The organism is Rhodococcus sp. B7740, from assembly GCF_000954115.1.
GTDB lineage: Bacteria > Actinomycetota > Actinomycetes > Mycobacteriales > Mycobacteriaceae > Rhodococcoides.
Window position 1 is genome coordinate 2,398,876 of the sequence record NZ_CP010797.1, and the last position, 19,849, is coordinate 2,418,724.

The window sequence follows — 19,849 nt, forward strand, 5'->3', positions numbered from 1 at the left end:
ACGGTGACGGAGACCAGTGGGCAGACACGTTCCGTTGCCGCTCCCGTCTCACATACCCCCAGACTGGACACTGAGGGTTTTCGCGATCTCAAACAGCAATCCTTCTAAAACTCGGCATACGCAAGCAGGTGGCAGGTCCCAGATACTCGGGCCACCGCGTTCCGAAGACGCGAACGCATAAGTCATTCGATGGGGCCATCACACGCCGAGAATCAAGTGATCAAGTCTTGCGCTCTTACATCAGCATCGTCAGTACGGAAGGGGCCGAGCTGCCACCACCGCCACGTCCCGTACCCGTAGCGGATACAGGGCCTCCTAAGCCTCGACTTGAGCTGTAGAGCCTGGCAGTGCGGGCCAGCGTGCCGCATGCAAGGTCGCGCACACAACGATGCGACACTCACCGCGCGGCACCACCTCGCGACCTTCGACCGCAGCAATAGGATTCGTTGATGGCACCAGAAGAATCGCAGACGCGTCAGACCGATGAGGCCGATGTCCCCAGGCTCCGAAGCTTGGGTCCGACATACGAAGCAGCCTTGCACGGGCGCCACGTCAGGGTACTCCTTGAGGTATTGACTGACACAGCCGACAATCCAGCTAAGAACATCGCACTCGCCGGACATTACGGCAGCGGCAAGAGTAGTGTCGTCCTAGGATTGCAAGCGGAGTTGGATCAAAAGAAAGTCAGCTGGATTAACCTGTCGCTGTCGAGCCTCGGGATCCACGAGAACAGTCAGTCCCGTATTCAGGCCGACGGTGCACCTACACCCTTGACTAATCTGATTCAGAAAGAAATCGTTAAGCAGCTCTTATATAGAAAAGCGCCAGCCGACATGCCAGGATCGCGTTACTTCCGAATCGACTCATTTCGGCCGTGGCCGGCGATTGCTTGGGCGGCAATTGCAGGAATTACGGTAATAGTGACTTCAGTACTACTCGGTATGGTAAAGCGAGTCAAAAATACGGCTCCAGAATCCTTGACATCGAATTACGAGTGGTCGCCCTGGGCGATAACATGCGCAATTGGGATTTTTGTGGGAATCGCCTGGTTCTTTGGTTTGCGCGCACTTCAAAACCACGTGCGAGTCGAGAGCGTCTCAGCAGGCGGGGCAGCTGTCTCACTTAGCGCAAAAGACAATTCCTACTTCGATGAATATCTTGACGAGATCGTGTACTTTTTTCAAAAAACGAAAACTAAAGTTGCAATTTTTGAGGATTTGGACCGATTTGAAGACCCCCATATATTCGAGACTTTACGTGAACTGAATACTGTGCTTAACAACTCCGAGCAAGTCACGTCTAGGCCAGTTAAGTTCGTTTACGCCGTACGGGACAGTATATTTGAGATACTAAGGCTAGATAGCGGAACGGCCTCGGAAATTTCCGGGGCAAGCGCGTCCGCATTGGAATCCAATCCGTCGGCGAACAGAACTAAATTCTTTGACCTGGTTGTGCCAATGGTTCCGTTCATCACACATCGGTCAGCACGCGATCTTCTAGAGGCTGAGTTCACGGGGCAGCGACAAACGCCTTCACCAAACCTCGTGAGATTAGTCGGAATGCACTTGACCGATATGCGCTTGATTCGCAACATTCGAAATGAGTTCGAGATATATAGAGCATCGATTCTTGGCGACAACGGACTTGCAGGGCTAACTGTCGATAAATTATTTGCAATGATGGTGTACAAGAATCTGCATTTGAACGACTTTGAAGCCATCCGGCTGGGTACTAGTAACATCGACGCTGCCTATAGCCAGTTTCGCGAGATAATCCACTACCAATCCGAGTACCAGACGATGCGGAGCAAGAATGCGTTAGACCTGCTTGATTCGGACGCTTCGTGGACACGCCGCGCCGAAGCAGCTGGCCAGCGACTTCAGAGTACGCTTTCCCTCGTTGCACGAGCTTCCTGGGGAACATCTGACTTCGTGGTTCGCATCGATTCTAGAGACTTCGCTACTTCAGACCTCACCTCGGCTGAATTTTGGAGAACCCTAAATAGCACCCCCACACAATTGCAACTTATCCGACCCGGATACGGACGCTCCACGATCTTGTCTGCCGAAGACCTCACTGCGCTCGCTGGAGATGAGGCCGGTGGACTTACTGAGGCCATTGCTGGCGACCGAGCAACGCTTGAGCGTACGTCCCGTTCCGCCTTATCGACAAAATCCTATGTCTCGAAGGCCACGATGGCCCAGATGATGGCCAGAACCGACCTCGTGAAGCCAACCAGCGACGGTCACAGCCAGAATCTCGACGAAATAGTTAAAGATCTTGTATCGCCTCTAGCGCACAGTCTTATGAGAAGCGGATACATCGACGAGAACTTCACCCTCTACTGCTCTGACTATCACGACGTAGCAATCAGCACTAGTGCAATGAATTTCATTCTGCATTTTGTACAACCTGATCGCGCAGACCACCACTTCAGTTTTGATCAATCAACTTCGATTGAGTCAGTCTACAACGAAATGGGCAGCCGCTTCCTCGCAAGCGAGAGCGTATTTAATATCGACGTTTTTGATTACTTTCTGTCCGCTCATACGCAACGCCTCGATCTCGCGCTAGAAAAACTGCTGACTCGCATTGATTCCGATTCGAGATTTTTTGACATTTACCTCGCCGAGGGAACAGAAGCGATCTCACTGGTCGAACTAGTGGCAGGCACGTGGAATGGAATTTTTGTGCACTTAGTTGAGCGACTTGAATTAGATCAAGATAGGCTTGTCCAATTCGCCGGTGCTGCCTTAGGCTCTTCCCGTCATGAAGTTGACTACGGATCAACCACCGAAGTCGCGAACTTTATTGGAGATCATTATTCTAAAATGGGAGTGTTTATAGACGTTGTTAGTGAGTCGGAAGCCGTTAAAGTGGTGGAGATTACTAGGCGCCTTGGCGCACGAATCGGTGATCTACGCCCGCTACACAGCACGCAACGCTCGGCAGTGATAGACGCACACCTCTATCCCGTGACGCGGACGAACCTGGTAGCTGCAGTCGGTGACCAACGCGGGTTGGCTTTGGATCTGCTCGAAAATAATGATCCGGTGTACCGCCACGTTTTGGAGAATATAGCCGACTACCTGGCAGTACTAGCACCTAATGAACCCACCGTCACAGCGCCTGACCGATTCACGTCACTACTGAACGACGTTGCCGAATCACATCAATCGGCAGTGGCCTCCGTTGCCGAGCGTGCTACATCGGAGTGTGTAGTAGTGAACATCATGGAGCTAGAGCCTGCGGCTTGGCACGCGGTGGTAGCGGCGGGCAGGCTGCTTCCCTCGATCCGCAATGTTTACTCCTATGTAGAGACATTTGCCATCACAAGCGAGCTTTCTCGATACTTGAACGGTATTACCCTCATCGATCCCGAAGAGGTAGAAGAGCAGGATCAGATCAGTCTCGCAGTGGAGTTCATAAACGCGGCCGATCTCGGTGTCGACGTGACTATTCGGCTATTGAGGCAGTTGACACTGCCCCGGCATCTTGACCCAGCTCAGTTTACGAATGAGGGGTTGATTCTTGTCCCAGCTCTGCTCGAGGCCGAGATCATCCCTGATGCCGCCGAAACATACTCAACTATCAGCGAGCAACCGTTTTCACTGAAAGACGACTACTTCGCCGCCTCCTCGAACCTAGCTTTGTATGCGTGCGATCTGCCGCTGACGTCCGACGATCTCACCAATCTCATCAGAAGCCGCCGAGTGCCATTGGCGGTCAAGCGAGCAATCACGGGCAACGTCGAGTTCGTGCGAATTCGACTATCGCGACAGAGCGCTATCGAGATATGCAAGTGGTCAAGAAAAGGAAATCTAATTTCAATTGATCTGCTAATTCTACTCGTTGAGGCCGGCGCTCCGGCCAACTTGGTGTTGCCGCTTCTGGTACCGCACTTAGCAGACATCGACACTGACGCGCTGGATCACATCTTGCAAGGATTGGGCGAAACCTACGAACCGTTGACCAGACTTGGAACTCACCGGCCTCGGCTGAACGAGCACGACGGGACTATCGAACTTCTAACAGAGCTAAAGCGCCGCGATCGAGTGAGTTCATTTGGTGACGTCAGATTCGGTGCCGGAATACGCGTGTACATGCGCCGATGACTAAATACAGCACTGATCGATACCGGACACGTTCCCGCCTAGAAGGTAACGGGGATTACGTGCTCACGTGGGGTGCTTGAGCTGGCGCGGCAGAACAGAACTCACGTCCTGCTTTCGATTGGACAGCCACCGGTTGTAGTGCGGCTTGCACAGTCCCCGCGTATTCGACTCTCTCTCGCAGGACGATTCGGTGCACGTCGTTCCTGCCCGGAGGTGTCCTGCATAGTGCGACCTACACAGTTCCTTCGCCCGTACCGGTCTGTCGCAATCTGCTGCGGTGCAGTGCGAGGGCCGTTCGGGCCGGACGGGTAGATCCGTGCTCCCATACTTGCGAAGCCGCCACCTGTGGGTGCTGCAGACACCGCTGCTCTCTACACGACGGTCGCAGTCCTCGACAGAGCAACCGGGCGGAGGCGGGATCGGACCGAATAATCGCCACTCGGCGAGAAGCGGCTCGACCTCGTCGGGATCGCGCTTCCACGATGGAGGCCTGTTGCCCTTCTTGATATTGCACATCTTGTGAGCTAACGCGAGGTTTACGGGGTCGTGTGTGCCGCCCATGGAGATTGGCAGGACGTGGTCGACCTCGGCCGCTAGCGGGTGCGGCTTGACTGCGTTCTCGGGTACGAAGAGACCGCAGAGAGAGCACGCATCGCCATCCCTGGCCCGTAGAGCGTTCGCGGACAGGTAGAGGGATGCGCTTCGGTGGCGACAGTCGTCGCAGAGGCGTTTAGAGACTGGGGTCAGCCGTCGGCTCGAACCGTTGGCGGGAGCGAGATAGTCGATGCGCGTTCCGCATTGGGCGCACGCCCCGAACGTCGCAGCGTCGGCATGGCGACGCGCCATGCCGCGACAGACACTGGAACAGAACGCCCCGGTGGCATCGGCTCCGACCAACTCTCCGCACCAATCGCACGGGCCGTTCACTGCACGCTTCGGACGGCCACCGATCGGTCGGAGGGGCGTGCCTGCCGTTCGTTGCTTGAGGTGAGTCGAGCAAAGCCCGCGGCCGGTCACCGCGCGGTCGCAAGCGGGCCCAGTGCACCGCGGCCTGCATTCCGGACCGCACCACCTTCGTCCCCTGGGTTGGCCGGTCAGGTCAGACCCGCACCCGCGGCAGAGACGTTCCATGTTATGCCCGCTCACGAAGCGACTGTGATGTATTGCGCACCGACCGCGAGTGGACGATGGTCGCTGGCAGCCGGACTCGACGCAGTGCTGTGTCGGTGACTCCGCGAGCTCCTCCGCGCGGGATGGAGCGCTGGCGAGTGCACCTAAGCGTTGGAGCTTTGAATAGTGGCGGGGACACCTGCCGCGGGCTTTGACGAAGCGATCGCACCCCGCGACAGCGCAGATTCGGCCGTTGTCGCGATTCGTGCCTCGAGCCTTGTCGTAATGACGTGTGCACAGTCCCTTCGCGGCCGCGGACCGCGTGCACTCGGTGTCAGAACATTCAACCGGCTTGGACTTCTCGACCGACCCCGTCCGCTGCAGGCGCATCTTGTGCATATGGCATAGGCCAATAGGACCGCTCCGCTGCCGTCCGCAGTCGGCCACGTCGCACGTGCCGCCTTGCCTGGACCTGCTTCCAGCGGGATCGCCATACTTCCAGAGTGCCTGATAGTGCTTGTCGCAGAGGCGATGTCTTTTACTCGATACCTTACGTCCGCATTCACCCACCACACACAATCCGGCAGACTTCCCAACCATCACAGCATTCTAGGTGGTCGGACTTCGCACGGAGCGGAATCACAGCGAGCGAAGGTTCGCTATGTCTACTTTAAATGGCGCAGCCCCGACGCCACTGGACGGAACGAGAGCCGTGCTACCGGGTCGCGATGCACAAGCGAGCCATCTACCTTTCCTGCTACGACAAGCACCATGAGAACCCTCCGCTCGTGATTGGCGGGGTCGACGAAGAATTCGACAAGTACAGCCGCATCTTCGAGGAGATACAGGCCGAGTCCCGCGCCACCGTTAAACAGCCTCCCTGATTTGCACACACAGTTGTGGTCCTATCCGAACCACGGTGCTCCATCGGTCCGGTGTCAGCACGCAGCTGCCGCCCTGGGACCTGTGGTCAATTTTCGACCTACGGCGGGATTCGCACCCCGGTGCTACCGTGCGGCCGGGGCACTCACGTACTTTGTCCGAATGGACCGGTACCGCTCAGACGTCGACTCCGTATCGCCAATACCTGTTGATCTTGAGCATCAGCTTCGCAGCCCTTTAGCCCCACAGAAGGCGTTTCGTTACCCGATTGTGCGTTGGTCCAAATGGCTCAACGATCTGGACGGCATCGACGAGGTTCTAGCGACTTTGCCGGCCGCACTCGACCGTTCCATCGCGGCTGAACGAATCGACGTGCTGCTCGACGACGACAAAACCGCGGCAGCGTTCGTGGTCGCGATGATCTGGGGCCACGGTTCATCTGGATACGGCCCCTTTCGCACTGCACGAATCTTGACCGGAACCGCTGATCCTGCCGGTGAACCACTCTCGCCCAATGTACTCGAAGAGCTCAAGCGCTCAGTCGACATTGCGCACGACGGTGGCGCGGTGTCGGGGTATCGGTACCTGAACAACGACGGGAAAATCACCGGGCTCGGACCGGCGTTCTTCACGAAATGGTTGTACTTCGTCACCGCTCGCGGCAATCCAACATCTCCAGACGCAGCTCCGGTCCTCGACGCTCTAGTCATCGAATGGTTGCGCCGACATGCGCACGTCCGCATCCGCAGCGGACGCACCGCGGACTACAGCGCCTACATCGACCACCTCGCTGCGTGGGGCACCGCGACCGATCACACTCCAGTCGAAGTCGAAGAACGCATCTTCCGCCTCATCCGAAACGACGGAACACCCCACGACAGCACCACCGAGAACGACGAACGGACGAACCATGACCAGCCCCACACCCCCGCCCGGATGGCACCCAGACCCGAGCGAACCAGGACTGATCAGATACTGGGACGGGAATAAGTGGACCGAACACACACAACCTGCCACCGGGCCCACAGCAGAGGAACCGGCTCCCACCGACGCAGGTGCACCCGGCCAAACCGACCGGGCAGGCGTACCCCGCGCGGTCAAGATCGTCGGCTCAATAGTCGCCGCATTCATTGTGATCGGCGTGCTCGGTGCCGTCTTCGGCAATGACGAGACCTCCGACGATTCTCAGGCCGCCGCACCATCGACGACGTCGACCGTCGCGGCACAACAGCCCTCCACGCCCGCTCCCGCTGCATCCACGCCACCGGCAACCACCACCATGGAACAGACCACGACCACCCCTGCAGCCGCTCCCCCGTCGCCCGCGACGTATTCATCCGACCCGCGATGCGCCGCCGCCGATCAGTCACTCGTGGCTTTGGTCGCCTCCGGCTTCTCCGAATCCGGGCTTGCCCTTATCAACGGCACCGTCATCGACGCCGGCGACTACACCTACGTCGGCGGAACCACTATCGACGCTTCGGGTCGAATGGAGAACCGATCCGATGTCTGGGTCGTCGCAGACGGAACCGTGTACTCATCGACAGGAGGAGCACGAAACACCACGAACTGGCCCCGAGCAAGCTCGGAGTTGAACGTCTCCCCCGGCGACCCCGACGTGCAGGCCGTTGACGCCTGCGTCGTGGACCTCACCCGGTAAGGCCGCAGTCTGCACGAGACGTTACTGGCGCAAAGGAGACCCACCGGTCGCACCGCTTGTCAGCTCGTTCGATGCAACAACACTCCCGGGTCGCCGCCGGCCACCCACACGGCTACGCGACCGCGACCCGAAACGTTGGAGCGGTGGCCGTCCACGATTCCGAGCACGCTCTGACCAACCCGCCGCACACCGCAGCCTGACGGTGAATGTGGTGAAGCCGTCGTCATGCCGCCGCGTTGATCCGGCGGATGCCTATTGGGGCCGAACTACTGCGCTGCGGTTGCGATCCGAGCGGCGACCGCTGGCGAGATCGTCGACGTAGTCACCGCCGAGACGGCCTCGACAGCCAAATCGGCGGCACATGGGCTGGTTTGGAAGCCAAAACGACTCGCCCAACCCAGGCCACAGATTGGAGCTTTGGAACGAAACCCGTGCCGAACTCGCATTTCGACATGGACGGTGCGGAACTGCGAAACCCTTGGCTCCCCTCGACCCCCAAAAACCTCGTTGCAGGCGTATCGGTGACTTCGCGATCCGCTGCTTCGCAGACGGCCTAGCGGTCAAATTCGCGCATTATTTCATCCAGTTTGTACCGAGTTGTGTCAGCGTCGTGTCATCGAGCTCCTGCAAACGGCAGTCTCGGAGCCCTACGAACGCGCACTGACCTGCGGGAAGACCTGGTCTGACGGAAACGTCGTGTCAACGACCAAACGGACTCCAGATCCGCTGCCTTACTTGTCCATTCAAGATCGCAACAGTTCACCAAGGTCCACGATGCCTGCCGAAACCTGTTATTTGGACTAGGCTTTTGAGTCCATATGGACTCCAGTGCCCCCAGTCGGACTCGAACCGACACTGTGCGGATTTTAAGTCCGCTGCCTCTGCCAATTGGGCTATAGGGGCCACCGCCGGACTCTCGCTCCAGCGGTGACGATCATATCGGGCTGCTACTGGGCCGGAATGACCGGCGGCACGAAGTCGAAGGTCATACCAAGAAGCCACACGAGCAGCAGGACCACCGGGAAGTGGAAGATGAACTGCAGGAACGTGAATCCGATCAGATCTCGCGCTCGCAGGCCCAGGACGGCCAACAGCGGCAGCATGAAGAACGGGTTGATCAGATTCGGCAACGCCTCGGCCACGTTGTAGATCTGGACGGTCCAACCGAGGTTCATCTGCACGTCCGTCGCCGACTGCATCACATACGGCGCTTCGACCAGCCACTTGCCGCCACCCGAGGGGACGAAGAGCCCGAGTACGACGGTGTAGATCGCGATGACCACCGCGAAGCCGCCGCCGCTGCCGATGTCGGTGAAGAAGTTCGCGAGATGCTCGGAGATCGTGACGCCTCCCCGGCCCTCCGCCTTGGTCAACATGGCGGCCATCGCGGCGTACAGCGGGAACTGCACCAGGATCCCAGCGGTCGCGGGCACCGCTTTGCTGACCGAATCGAGGAAGCGCCGCGGGGTGCCGTGCAGCACGAGCCCGAGCATCAGGAACACCAAGAGATAGCCGTTGAGACTGCTCACCACAGACAGCACTGGCAGCGTCAACAGCTGGGAGACAAGCCATCCCAGGGTCATTGCGCCGACGAAGAGCGGAAGAACTCTGCTGTACTCGAGCCACTCGCCCGGTCGACTGCGCGGAGCAGGCTCGGCGACGGTGTCGTCGAGATCGACCTTCATGTCTGCGGCAGTCTTGATCGCGGCACCCTTGGGGGCGGACACATGCGCGATGACGACCGTCAGAACGATGATGATCACGCACATCAGCAACGACTGCCACGTGAAGATGGTGGTTCCGAAGTCGAGTACACCGGTGACCGAAAGCAGCGTCGCCGGAAGCGAACTCGCCGTCGCCTGCAACTGCGCGGCCGAGGAAGACATTCCCAGCGCCCACACGGCCCCGAGTCCCATGAACGCCGCAGCCCCCAGTGCTCGGTAGTCCGTCCTCAGATCGTCCCGCCGCGCGATGGCTCGGGCGAGCAGACCGGCGAACACCAAGCTCAGACCCCAGTTCAGGAACGACACCGAGCAGGACAGCAGTGCCACGAAACTGACTGCGCTGCTTGAACTCTTGGGCACCTGCGCCAACCGTGTGATCAATCTGGCGACCGGTGGAGAGGTGGCCACGACGTAGCCGGTGAGAACGACCATCGCCATCTGCAGGGTGAAGGCGGTCAGGTCCCAGAAGCCGTTTCCGAACGCGTCGACCACATTCTGCGGAGACGACCCGTTCGCGAACGCAGCGACAGCCACGACCACCACACCGACCAGAGCGAAGATGTACGCGTCGGGAAACCACTTCTCGGTCCCCTTGGCGAGCGCTTGCGCTACGCGGGCCAGCCCTTTCTCGGCCGGTGCCTGGTCGGCCGCAGCCTGTTCGGCGGGTGACGTCATCGGTGGTCCTCACCTCGAAGGAAGCCGTGACGTGGGCCACAGCACCTGTAAGGCTTCACCGAATGACGCAGCGATGCAACCGACATCGCCGCAGACCGCCTCTGCAGAAATGCAGATCAGATCTTGATGGACATCGCGATGCCGTCGAGGATGTCGTGCTCACTGACCGTCAACGAGCTCACGGCACCGCGTCGCTCGAACTCCTCGGCCAATACGCTGCACACGATCGCACCGCCGCCGATGACGTCGACCCGTCCGGGGTGCATGGGGCCCAACGCGCTTCGCTGCGTATGCGTCATGCCGATCAGTCGCTCGCACACCTCGAAGAGCTGATCGAACGGCACTCGCGAAAGATGCACGGCGTCCGCGTCGTACTCGGGCAGGTCCTTGGCGATGGCCGCGATGGTCGTCATCGTGCCGGCCACCCCCACCCAGCTCGACGCGTCACCGATCGACACTTCCTCGAACGCCTCCGCCAACTTCTCGCGGGCGTACTCACGCGCACCGTTGATCTCGTCGACGGTGGGCGGGTCACTGTGCAGGAACCGTTCGGTGAGGCGTACGCAGCCGATGTTGGCCGAGAACGCGGACTTGACGCCCTTGGCGTCGCCCAGCACGAGCTCGGTGGAACCGCCACCCAGATCGACGACCAGGAAAGGCCCTGCCGCAGGGTCGAGTTCACCGACTGCACCGGCGAACGACAGTCGCGCTTCCTCGTCGCCGGTGATCACTTCGGCCTCGGCACCGGGGATGACCTTGCCGAGCACCTCACGCACCATCGAGAAGAAGTCCTCTCGATTGGACGCATCCCGAGTGGCCGAGGTGGCGACCATCCGCACTGCTGTGGCCCCGGTCTTGCGAATGATCTCCGCGTACTCGACCAATGCCACGCGGGTGCGCTCGATCGCCTCGGGTACGAATGCTCCGGTGGCGTCGACGCCTTGCCCGAGCCGTACCACTCGCATCTCGCGAGCGACGTCGGCGAGCGACTTACCGTTGTTGTCTGCGACGAGCAGGCGGATCGAGTTGGTGCCGCAATCGATTGCTGCAACCCTGGTCATTGCTTCTCCGCACGTAGTTCTTCGATGGTCGGCCAATCGGCCGGAATTGCCTTGCCGCGCAACGAGTTCTCGGCTGCCAACGCAACCGACTCGTCACCCAGCGGGTTGACGCCCGGGCCCTTGGCCAACGAGTGCGCGATGAGCACGTGCAGGCACTTGACGCGATCGGGCATACCGCCGCCGGTGAAATCCGTTCCGAGAGATTCGATCTCGTCACGCTCGGCCAGATACGACTGATGGGCGCGCAAGTATGCCGCGGCCAGTTCGGGATCGGTACCGAGACGCTCGGTCATCTCCCGCATCACCCCGGCCGATTCCTGTCGACTGGCCTCGGCCGTCAGCCGCGGATCCGTCAGATAGAACAGAGTGGGAAAAGGCGTGCCGTCGGGCAGCTTCGGGGCGGTTTTCACCACACCCGGCCTGCCGTCCGGAGATCGGTACGCGATCTCGAGTACGCCACGCGGTTCACGTCCGAGCTGCGCTGCGACCGCATCGAGATCTTCCTGCGAGACTGCCGAGGAATTCACCCGACCGGTCCTCCTTCTGGTTCTGGCACCGCCGGCGCGGCCGGTGCAGGTTCTGGCTGTACGAGTGGCATGGGTGCGGACGTCGGCTCCGGGGGTTCGTTCGATCCCTGCGGCTGGACGGCGGTGTTCCACAGTTCGGTGAACCACGGTCCCGTCGGCGTGTTGTCCACGGCGAGGTCCGCGGAGCTCGGCGAATAATCGCCGGGCAACTGCACCTGATACGGCGTCTCCCCCGGCATGACGAAACGCAGCCGTTCGCGAGCGTCGGCCGCAATGCGGGACGGCTCGTCGAGCTGCGACTTCTGGGTCTGGAGCGCGTCCACCTCATCTTGCAGGGTCTGACGCTCGGCCAACACGGACTCGAGCTCACTGCGTTGCGAGAAATACGTGCGCAGCGGCACGGCCAGCGTCAACGCCAGCGCGCACACCACGACACCGAGGATGACGGCCCGGCCGGTGGACAGCCCGAAGAACGTCCGCTCGGGCATCTTGGGTCGACGAACACCGACGCGCCGGGGCGCGGCCTTGCCGCCGACCACGGCGTCGCGCGCCTGATCCGAGGGTTCCGGTGGGGTGGCCTGCCGGCCGGAGGCGTTCTCCTCGCGAGAGACGCCCCCGGCCTTGGACCGACTCGATGTGGAGGACCGGCCGCGGGGTCGGGGATCACGTCCACCTGGACTGGTCCCGGACCTGCCGCGCCGTGCCATCATTCACTCTCCACTTCGTGCCATACGTGCCTGTTCGCTATCCCTCGTAATTGAACCGGGGGAAAGACAACTCGCCGGCGTAACGCGCCGCGTCGCCCAGAGCTTCTTCGATACGCAGCAACTGGTTGTACTTGGCCACGCGCTCGCTTCGAGCCGGAGCACCGGTCTTGATCTGGCCGCTGCCGACGGCAACTGCCAGGTCAGCGATGGTGGTGTCCTCGGTCTCACCGGACCGGTGGCTCATCATCGTCTTGTAGCCGTTGCGGTGCGCCAGATCGACGGCGTCGAGGGTCTCGGTGAGCGTGCCGATCTGGTTGACCTTGACCAGCAGCGCGTTGGCCGCACCCTTGACGATGCCGTCTTCGAGACGCTCGGGGTTGGTGACGAACAGATCGTCGCCGACGAGCTGAACCTTGTCGCCGATCGACTCGGTGAGGGCAACCCAGCCGTCCCAGTCGTTCTCGTCGAGCGGATCCTCGATGGAAACCAGCGGGTAAGCGTCGACGAGCTCACCGTAGAAGGCCGACATCTGCTCGGCGGACTTGGTCTCGCGCTCGAAGGCGTAGCCGGTGCCCGCGGTGTAGAACTCGGTGGCCGCAACGTCGAGCGCGAGGGCGACGTCCTGTCCGGGCTTGAGGCCGGTCTTGCCGATGGCCTCGAGGATCAGGTCGAGGGCAGCCTTGGTGCCGGCGAGGTCGGGAGCGAAGCCACCCTCGTCACCGAGGCCGGTGGACAGACCCTTGGCCTTGAGTACGGACTTGAGGGCGTGGTAGACCTCGGCACCCCAGCGCAGCGATTCCTTGAACGTGGGCGCACCGATCGGCGCGATCATGAATTCCTGCACGTCGACGCCACTGTCTGCGTGTGCGCCACCGTTGATGATGTTCATCATCGGGACTGGCAGGATGTGGGCGTTCGGGCCGCCGAGGTAGCGGAAGAGCTCGAGGCCGGTGGACTCGGCCGCGGCCTTGGCGACGGCGAGCGAGACACCCAGCAGGGAGTTCGCGCCGAGGCGAGACTTGTCGGGCGTGCCGTCCAGATCGAGCAGGGCCTGGTCGACGGTGCGCTGCTCGATGGCGTCGAGGCCGATGACCGCCGGTGCGATCTCGTCGAGGACCGCGTTGACTGCCTTCTCGACGCCCTTGCCGCCGTAGCGGTCTCCGCCGTCACGAAGCTCGACGGCCTCGTGCTCACCGGTGGATGCGCCGGAGGGAACGGCTGCACGGGTCAACGTCCCGTCGTCCAATGCGACCTCGACCTCAACCGTGGGGTTGCCACGGGAATCGAGGATCTCGCGAGCTCCGACCTGCTCAATGATGGCCACGAATGCTTCTCCTAGTAACGGGGACCGGCGGACTGTGCCGGGTGCAAGACTAGCCGCTTCCCCGTACCTCCCGCGATGCACGGAGATCTACGGCCTGGTGCCCACCGAGTACGCGGCCGCTCGATCGCGCACGTCCCGCAGATACTGACCCGACAGGTTGTATGCCATCAACGCCGTCTCCCAGCCCTGCGCCGTCCGCAGATCACCGCCGCGGGCGCAGAGGTAACGCGCCGCCGTCAGCGCGGCGTCGTCGATGTTGTCCGGATCTGCGACGCCGTCACCGTTGGCGTCGACGCCCCATTTCTTCCAGGTCTCGGGAATGAACTGCATGGGGCCCATGGCCCGATCGAACTCGGTGTCGCCGTCCATGACGCCACCGTCGGTGTCCGGAATCTCGGCGACGCCCGGTCCGCCGTCGAGTGGGATTCCGCGAATCGGCGGTGCGACGAGACCGTCGGGTGCCACCGACGAACCCTGGTACGTGCCGTGGCGACTCTCGATGTATCCGATGCCGGCGAGCGTCGTCCATGCGATTCCGCAGTCGGCGTCCGTCTCGGTCATGATCGCCGCAGCGTGCCCGTACGACGCCAGGGCGGTCACCGAGATGCCCAGCGCGTCGGTCTGGGGTTCGGCCCAGGCGAGCAACAAGTCGGCCGTGCGTCCGGGCGCGTTGAAGTCGATGGCCGGTACTTCCGTGCCGGGTCCGGGCGGGATGCCCTCGGGAATCTCGCGTTTCGGTTCGCCCGTGCCGCACGCCGTCAATGCAAGAAGAAGCGACGCTGTGGCGAGCACGCAGATACGGGAGATCACCACTCCATCCTGCACACGCAAGGTAATAGAAAGCTAAAGGCCGAGATAACCCCTGGTCAACGCGTGTTCGGGTTGGGTTGCAGGGTGTATGTTCTGGTCAGCCTTCAGTCATGAGGGTCGCCTACCCTTTGCGAGGGAAGGCGTACCAATGTTCGACGCATCACAGGAGCATCACCCGTGTCCACAGTCGTTCTCGCCGTCGGTTCAGCGCCGTCGATCGCCACCCAGATGTTCGGTAGTGGCTTGATCGGCCTGCGCGAAGGGCTCGAGACCGGCATCGTCGTGATGATCCTCGTCGCGTTCCTCGTCAAAGCCGAACGACGCGATGCGCTCAAGTGGGTCTGGCTCGGAGTCGGCCTGGCCGTCGCCATGGTCGCCGCCATCTTCTTCGTGATCCACTACGGCACCTCCACCGTCACCGGACTGACCGCCGAAATAATCGCCGGAGCCGCCTCGCTCGTGGCCGTCGTCATCGTGACCGCGATGGTGCTGTGGATGCGCACCGCCGCCAAGAACATCTCCGGCGAACTGCGGGCGAACATGGAGAAAGCACTCACCGTCGGCCCCGCCGCAGTACTCACGCTGTCCTTCTTCGCCGTCGGGCGCGAAGGCGTCGAAACCGCATTGCTCATGGTCGGCTACGCCGAGAACACCAACGGCAGCCTGTGGCCACTGCTCGGACTCCTGCTCGGCATCGTCGTCGCCGCCGTGCTGACGGTGTTCCTGTACTTCGGTGCCGTCCGAATCAACTTCGCCGTGTTCTTCAAGTACACCGGCATCTTCCTGATCGTGGTGGCCGCCGGAATCCTCGCCTACGGCATCCGCGCACTGCAGATCGGCGGCATTCTGCCCGGCGGCAGCGCAGTCGCCTTCGACATCAGCGCTCACTTCGACGCCTCGAGCTGGTACGGCACCGTGCTCGGCGGCATCTTCAACTTCCGTCCCGAGCCCACTGTTTTCCAGGCGATCGCGTGGGTGCTCTACATCGTGATCGTGTTGTTCCTCTTCCTCCGCCCGGTCCGCGTTCCCGCGGCTCCCGAGCCTGTACTTCAGAACTCCTGAAAGGCACCACCACCATGCGTCGTTCCACCTTCGCCCTGGCCGCAGTCGCGGTTCTGCCGATGGCATTGGCCGGATGCACCGAAAAGTCCTCCACCGAGGCCGCATCGGGCGATATCGCCGTCACTGCGACGGACTCCTCCTGCGATGTGAGCGCATCCGAGGGCACCACCGGCAACTCGACCTTCCAGATCACCAACAACGGCAGCAAGGTCACCGAGTTCTACGTCTACGGCGAGGGTGACCGCGTCATGGGTGAGGTGGAGAACATCGGACCCGGCCTGACGCGTCAGCTCATCGTCGCCCTGCCCGACCCCGGCACGTACCAAACCGCATGCAAGGCAGGCATGGTGGGCGACGGCGTGCGCGCGGACTTCGTGGTGACCGGCGAGTCGGTCCGCTCGGCGGGCGAGGACGGGCTGCTCGCCGAGGCCGCGGCGGGCTACAAGCGCTACGTCGTCAGCCAGATCGACGCACTGCAGGACACCACCACATCGTTCGTCACCGCCGTCAAGAGCGGAGATGTGGCCGCGGCCAAGGCGCAGTTCCCCATTGCGCGTAGCTATTACGAGCGCATCGAGCCCGTCGCCGAGAGCTTCCCCGACGATCTCGACCCACGAATCGACCTGCGTGAGCCCGACGTGGAGCCCGGAGCCGAATGGACCGGCTTCCACCGCATCGAAAAGGATCTGTGGACGCAGGGCCTGCAGCCCGACACGAACGCGATGGCCGATCAGCTCCAGGCCGACATCACCGAGCTCGCCGACAAGATCAAGGCCGACGACTTCACCATCGACCCCATCCAGGTGGCAGGCGGCGCGCAGGGATTGCTCGACGAGGTCGCCAAGACCAAGATCAGCGGTGAAGAGGACTTCTTCTCGCACACCGACCTGTGGGACTTCCAGGCCAACGTCGACGGCTCGCAGGCCGCCATCGCCGCCGTTCGTCCGATCCTCGACGAGCGCAACGCCGAACTGGGCACTGCCATCGACGCGCGCTTCGCCGAACTCGATGCCGAACTCGCCAAGTACCGCAGCGGCGACGGTTTCGTCTTCTACGACACCGTGACCGAACCGCAGCGTCAGGAACTGTCCAACAAGATCGACGCATTGTCCGCCGAAGTGAGCCAGGTGCAGGGTGTCGTTGCCGGACAATAAGACTGGGCAATTCTCCCGACGGCGCCTCTTCGGTGCCGTCGGGACCGGTGCTGCGCTCGTCGGAGTCGGCGCAATCGCCGGACATGCGACGGCCTCCGGTGCCGAGGTGCCCGCGTCGGATGTCGTCGAATTTCGTGGAGACCACCAGGCCGGCATCGTCACTCCGGCGCAGGATCGCATGCACTTCGTCGCGTTCGACATCACCACCGACTCCCGCGACGACTTCGTTGCGCTGCTGAAGAAGTGGACACTGATGGCCGAACGCCTCACCAAGGGTGAGGAGACGTTCGACGGCGGCGCGGTCGACGGTGGCCAGTACAACCCGCCGTCGGACACCGGCGAGGCGCTCGGCCTGAGCGCGTCATCGCTGACGTTGACGATCGGATTCGGGCCTTCTCTGTTCGACCGATTCGACCTGGCCTCGAAAAGACCTGCGTCACTTGCCGATCTGCAACACTTTCCGGCCGATAATCTCGACCCCCGCCGCTCCGGCGGTGACCTGTGCATCCAGGCCTGCGCCGACGACCCGCAGGTTGCCGTACACGCCATCCGCAACCTCGCCCGCGTCGGCTTCGGCACGGTGTCGGTGAAGTGGTCGCAACTCGGCTTCGGACGCACCTCGTCCACCTCGACCACCCAGGCCACCCCGCGAAACCTGTTCGGCTTCAAGGACGGAACCGCCAACCTCAAGGCCGAGGACCCGACGCTGCTCGACGAGAACGTGTGGGTCGCTTCCGAGGACGATCAGGAATGGATGGCAGGCGGCTCCTACCTCGTGGCCCGACGCATCCGCATGCTCATCGAATCCTGGGACCGCACCACGCTCAAGGAACAAGAACGAGTGATCGGGCGCAGCAAGGGAACCGGCGCACCGCTGGGTCAGAAGGACGAATTCGACGCACTCGACTTCGAATCCCAGGGGCCCGAGGGCACCTTCATCGACAAGACCGCCCACGTGCGCCTGGCGTCCAAGGAAAACCTCGGCGGCGTCCAGCTCCTGCGTCGCGGATACAACTTCACCGACGGTTCCGACGGCTTCGGACACCTCGACGCCGGACTGTTCTTCATCGCCTACTGCCGCGACCCACTGACCCAATTCGTCCCGATGCAACTGGCCCTCTCCCGCAAGGACGCCCTGAACGAATACATCCAACACGTGGGGTCCGCGGTATTCGCCTGCCCACCCGGCGTCGGAGAATCCGAATACTGGGGTTCGACGCTGTTCGAGTAGACCGGTCCCCGCGTCGGCGTCAATGGACCCTTGCATGCGTCTGGCCGCTGCAATGGTCCATTCACGCACGACCCGGCCTGCGTCGATGGCGCATTGCACACGTCTGACCGCTGCAATGGTCCATTGACACAGGCGGGCGGTGAGTTAGTACGGTCGGCTCGGTCCATACGTCGTACATCATCGTCATCGACTTCGGGAGCACACATGGGACAGCTGGTTCGGGTACAGAACTTCACCATCTCGAGCGACGGAATTGCTGCGGGGCCGGACCAAAGCTTCGAGAACCCGTTCGGTCTCGACCATCTGGCACTGATGAGGTGGTACTTCGCCACCGCCAGCTTTCCTGGAAACGCCGGTTCGGGTGGTAGCCGCGGACTCGACGACTACTTCGCCCGCGACTTCGCCAACAACATCGGTGCCGAGATCATGGGGAGAAACAAGTTCGGACCCCAACGCGGACCGTGGGCGGACCACGAATGGCAGGGCTGGTGGGGCGAGGAACCGCCGTTCCACACCCCCGTCTTCGTCCTCACCCACCACGCGCGACCATCGATCACACTGTCCGACACCACGTTCCACTTCGTCGACGGCGAGCCCGCCGAGGTTCTGAAGCAGGCAAAAGAGGCCGCCGACGGTAAGGACGTGCGACTCGGCGGTGGCGTCACCAGCATCCGAGAATTCCTCGACGCCGACCTCGTCGACACCCTGCACATCGCCGTCTCGCCCATCGAATTCGGCTCGGGCCTGAAGCTGTGGGACTCCCCCGACGAACTGAACGACAGATTCGAACACGAAGTAATCCCCAGCGGCAGCGGCGTCACGCATCATCTGTTCTGGCGCAGGTAGCCGGTCCGGATCGAGGTACGAGGGGTGGCTGGGGATGGGAACCCTCAGCCCCGCAGACCCCAGTGCTCGATCCAGTCGAGTGCAGACATCTCGCCGGGCGCGATGCCGGCGTTGCGGGCCGAGGCTTCGGCGTTGCGGATCAGGGATGCAAAATCCAATACCCGACGCCGAAGCATGTCCTCGGCACTGTCTCCGCCGTGCGAGTGATCGACTCCGATGTGTACGACGCGAAGGCCGTCGGGAATCAGTTCGTCGGGCAGGCCTGCCTTGGTGGCGCGGCCGATCACCTTCTGTGCCAGTGCCAGTGACGGCTGAGACAGGGCGATTCCGTCGACGCAGGATCCGCGCGCCTTCTCCGAAGCCTTCTGCTCTTCCCAGGCTCGCTCCTGCTCGGCGATGTCGATGGGGCCGTTGCCCGTTCGACCGAGGTGCGGGCTGCGGTGGGTGAGTTTGGCGACGAGTCCCGCAGCGACGTCGTCGACGTCGAATGCGTTCTCGGCAGCATCCTGAGCAATTCTGGAATGAAAGAGCACCTGCAGCAACAGGTCTCCGAGTTCTTCGCGCAGGTCCACCAAGTTGCCCGCGGCGATGGCGTCGAGCAGCTCGTACGTTTCTTCCAAGAGGTACCCGCGCAACGACTCGTGGGTCTGCTGCGCTTCCCAGCCGCCGAGTGTGCGCAGCCGATCCATCAACCGGACCGCCGCGATGAGGTCGTCACCGGGGAGCTTCTCGGCGGCGATGATCCGTTCGCCGAGCCCGATCCGTTCCTGAACGTCGGGGTTGGCCGGGTCGGTGCTCACCAGAACAGCGTCGACGGCGTCGGGCGCAGCGGTTCCGGAGAACAGCCACCGCACTCGAACCGGCACTTCCTCGGTGAATTGCACGGGCTCGCCCAGAAATTCGACGGCGTCCACCGGGACCTGCGTGGGACGGACCGGGTCGAGCAGAACTACCGTCACCA

The 19,849-nt window shown here is 61.9% G+C and carries 15 protein-coding genes and 1 tRNA gene; 7 read left to right on the top strand and 9 right to left on the bottom strand.

Annotated features, from left to right (window positions below; translation table 11 throughout):
* Positions 1–449 precede the first annotated feature (449 nt).
* Positions 450–4,115 (top strand): YobI family P-loop NTPase, encoded by a 3,666-nt coding sequence (locus tag NY08_RS25135; RefSeq protein ID WP_144407348.1) that lies wholly within the window; start codon positions 450–452, stop codon positions 4,113–4,115.
* Positions 4,116–4,178: 63 nt separating this feature from the next.
* Here the strand turns inward: NY08_RS25135 and NY08_RS26720 are convergent, their stop codons facing one another.
* Positions 4,179–5,825 carry an HNH endonuclease signature motif containing protein gene (locus NY08_RS26720; protein WP_144407349.1) on the bottom strand — a complete coding sequence of 549 codons (1,647 nt, stop codon included), beginning with the start codon at positions 5,823–5,825 and terminating at the stop codon, positions 4,179–4,181.
* Positions 5,826–6,269: 444 nt separating this feature from the next.
* Between NY08_RS26720 and NY08_RS10965 the strand changes: the two genes are divergently transcribed.
* Both NY08_RS10965 and NY08_RS25510 read left to right on the top strand, forming a co-directional pair.
* The gene (locus NY08_RS10965) at positions 6,270–7,097 is read left to right on the top strand and encodes an 8-oxoguanine DNA glycosylase OGG fold protein (RefSeq protein ID WP_144407350.1); all 828 of its coding nucleotides are present in this window, start codon (positions 6,270–6,272) and stop codon (positions 7,095–7,097) included.
* Complete coding sequence (locus tag NY08_RS25510) at positions 7,018–7,767, top strand: DUF2510 domain-containing protein (RefSeq protein WP_082073770.1); 750 nt, start codon at positions 7,018–7,020, stop codon at positions 7,765–7,767. The genes NY08_RS10965 and NY08_RS25510 overlap by 80 nt, the downstream gene beginning before the upstream one ends.
* Before the next feature lie 829 nt (positions 7,768–8,596).
* Here NY08_RS25510 and NY08_RS10975 read toward each other — a convergent pair.
* The 7 genes from NY08_RS10975 to NY08_RS11005 all read right to left on the bottom strand — a co-directional run bounded on the left by NY08_RS10975 (position 8,597) and on the right by NY08_RS11005 (position 14,583).
* A tRNA-Leu gene (locus NY08_RS10975) sits at positions 8,597–8,670 on the bottom strand.
* 44 nt (positions 8,671–8,714) lie between these two features.
* Entirely contained in the window at positions 8,715–10,166 is a 1,452-nt protein-coding gene (locus NY08_RS10980) for a short-chain fatty acid transporter (RefSeq protein WP_045196370.1), read from the bottom strand.
* A 116-nt stretch (positions 10,167–10,282) separates the two neighbouring features.
* A complete protein-coding gene (locus tag NY08_RS10985) occupies positions 10,283–11,227 on the bottom strand; it encodes a Ppx/GppA phosphatase family protein (RefSeq protein WP_045196372.1) in 945 nt (314 codons plus the stop codon).
* The gene (locus tag NY08_RS10990) at positions 11,224–11,754 is read right to left on the bottom strand and encodes a DUF501 domain-containing protein (RefSeq protein ID WP_032395686.1); all 531 of its coding nucleotides are present in this window, start codon (positions 11,752–11,754) and stop codon (positions 11,224–11,226) included. Before NY08_RS10990 ends, NY08_RS10985 begins: the two co-directional genes overlap by 4 nt.
* Positions 11,751–12,464 carry an FtsB family cell division protein gene (locus tag NY08_RS10995; protein WP_230596801.1) on the bottom strand — a complete coding sequence of 238 codons (714 nt, stop codon included), beginning with the start codon at positions 12,462–12,464 and terminating at the stop codon, positions 11,751–11,753. The genes NY08_RS10990 and NY08_RS10995 overlap by 4 nt, the downstream gene beginning before the upstream one ends.
* A gap of 34 nt (positions 12,465–12,498) precedes the next feature.
* The gene (gene eno, locus NY08_RS11000) at positions 12,499–13,785 is read right to left on the bottom strand and encodes a phosphopyruvate hydratase (RefSeq protein ID WP_008718800.1); all 1,287 of its coding nucleotides are present in this window, start codon (positions 13,783–13,785) and stop codon (positions 12,499–12,501) included.
* An 87-nt stretch (positions 13,786–13,872) separates the two neighbouring features.
* Positions 13,873–14,583 (bottom strand): lytic murein transglycosylase, encoded by a 711-nt coding sequence (locus NY08_RS11005; RefSeq protein ID WP_045200199.1) that lies wholly within the window; start codon positions 14,581–14,583, stop codon positions 13,873–13,875.
* Between the two features lie 240 nt (positions 14,584–14,823).
* Between NY08_RS11005 and efeU the strand changes: the two genes are divergently transcribed.
* The 4 genes from efeU (at position 14,824) to NY08_RS11025 (ending at position 18,888) form a co-directional block, all read left to right on the top strand.
* Positions 14,824–15,657 (top strand): iron uptake transporter permease EfeU, encoded by an 834-nt coding sequence (gene efeU / locus NY08_RS11010; protein ID WP_045200201.1) that lies wholly within the window; start codon positions 14,824–14,826, stop codon positions 15,655–15,657.
* Between the two features lie 14 nt (positions 15,658–15,671).
* Positions 15,672–16,811: an iron uptake system protein EfeO gene (gene efeO / locus NY08_RS11015; protein ID WP_045196376.1), complete on the top strand. Its 1,140-nt coding sequence runs from the start codon at positions 15,672–15,674 to the stop codon at positions 16,809–16,811.
* Entirely contained in the window at positions 16,792–18,042 is a 1,251-nt protein-coding gene (efeB, locus tag NY08_RS11020) for an iron uptake transporter deferrochelatase/peroxidase subunit (protein WP_082073771.1), read from the top strand. Before efeO ends, efeB begins: the two co-directional genes overlap by 20 nt.
* A 204-nt stretch (positions 18,043–18,246) precedes the next feature.
* Positions 18,247–18,888 (top strand): dihydrofolate reductase family protein, encoded by a 642-nt coding sequence (locus tag NY08_RS11025; protein WP_045196377.1) that lies wholly within the window; start codon positions 18,247–18,249, stop codon positions 18,886–18,888.
* A gap of 44 nt (positions 18,889–18,932) precedes the next feature.
* Here the strand turns inward: NY08_RS11025 and NY08_RS11030 are convergent, their stop codons facing one another.
* Positions 18,933–19,847 (bottom strand): MazG family protein, encoded by a 915-nt coding sequence (locus NY08_RS11030; RefSeq protein WP_045200205.1) that lies wholly within the window; start codon positions 19,845–19,847, stop codon positions 18,933–18,935.
* Positions 19,848–19,849: the final 2 nt, after the last annotated feature.

Excerpts from the sequence above, each read along its gene's own strand:
- NY08_RS25135 (WP_144407348.1), top strand. The coding sequence starts at position 450 with ATGGCACCAGAAGAATCGCAGACGCGTCAGACCGATGAGGCCGATGTC.
- NY08_RS26720 (WP_144407349.1), bottom strand. The coding sequence starts at position 5,825 with ATGGTTGGGAAGTCTGCCGGATTGTGTGTGGTGGGTGAATGCGGACGT.
- NY08_RS10965 (WP_144407350.1), top strand. The coding sequence starts at position 6,270 with ATGGACCGGTACCGCTCAGACGTCGACTCCGTATCGCCAATACCTGTT.
- NY08_RS25510 (WP_082073770.1), top strand. The coding sequence starts at position 7,018 with ATGACCAGCCCCACACCCCCGCCCGGATGGCACCCAGACCCGAGCGAA.
- NY08_RS10980 (WP_045196370.1), bottom strand. The coding sequence starts at position 10,166 with ATGACGTCACCCGCCGAACAGGCTGCGGCCGACCAGGCACCGGCCGAG.
- NY08_RS10985 (WP_045196372.1), bottom strand. The coding sequence starts at position 11,227 with ATGACCAGGGTTGCAGCAATCGATTGCGGCACCAACTCGATCCGCCTG.
- NY08_RS10995 (WP_230596801.1), bottom strand. The coding sequence starts at position 12,464 with ATGATGGCACGGCGCGGCAGGTCCGGGACCAGTCCAGGTGGACGTGAT.
- efeU (WP_045200201.1), top strand. The coding sequence starts at position 14,824 with ATGTTCGGTAGTGGCTTGATCGGCCTGCGCGAAGGGCTCGAGACCGGC.
- efeO (WP_045196376.1), top strand. The coding sequence starts at position 15,672 with ATGCGTCGTTCCACCTTCGCCCTGGCCGCAGTCGCGGTTCTGCCGATG.
- NY08_RS11025 (WP_045196377.1), top strand. The coding sequence starts at position 18,247 with ATGGGACAGCTGGTTCGGGTACAGAACTTCACCATCTCGAGCGACGGA.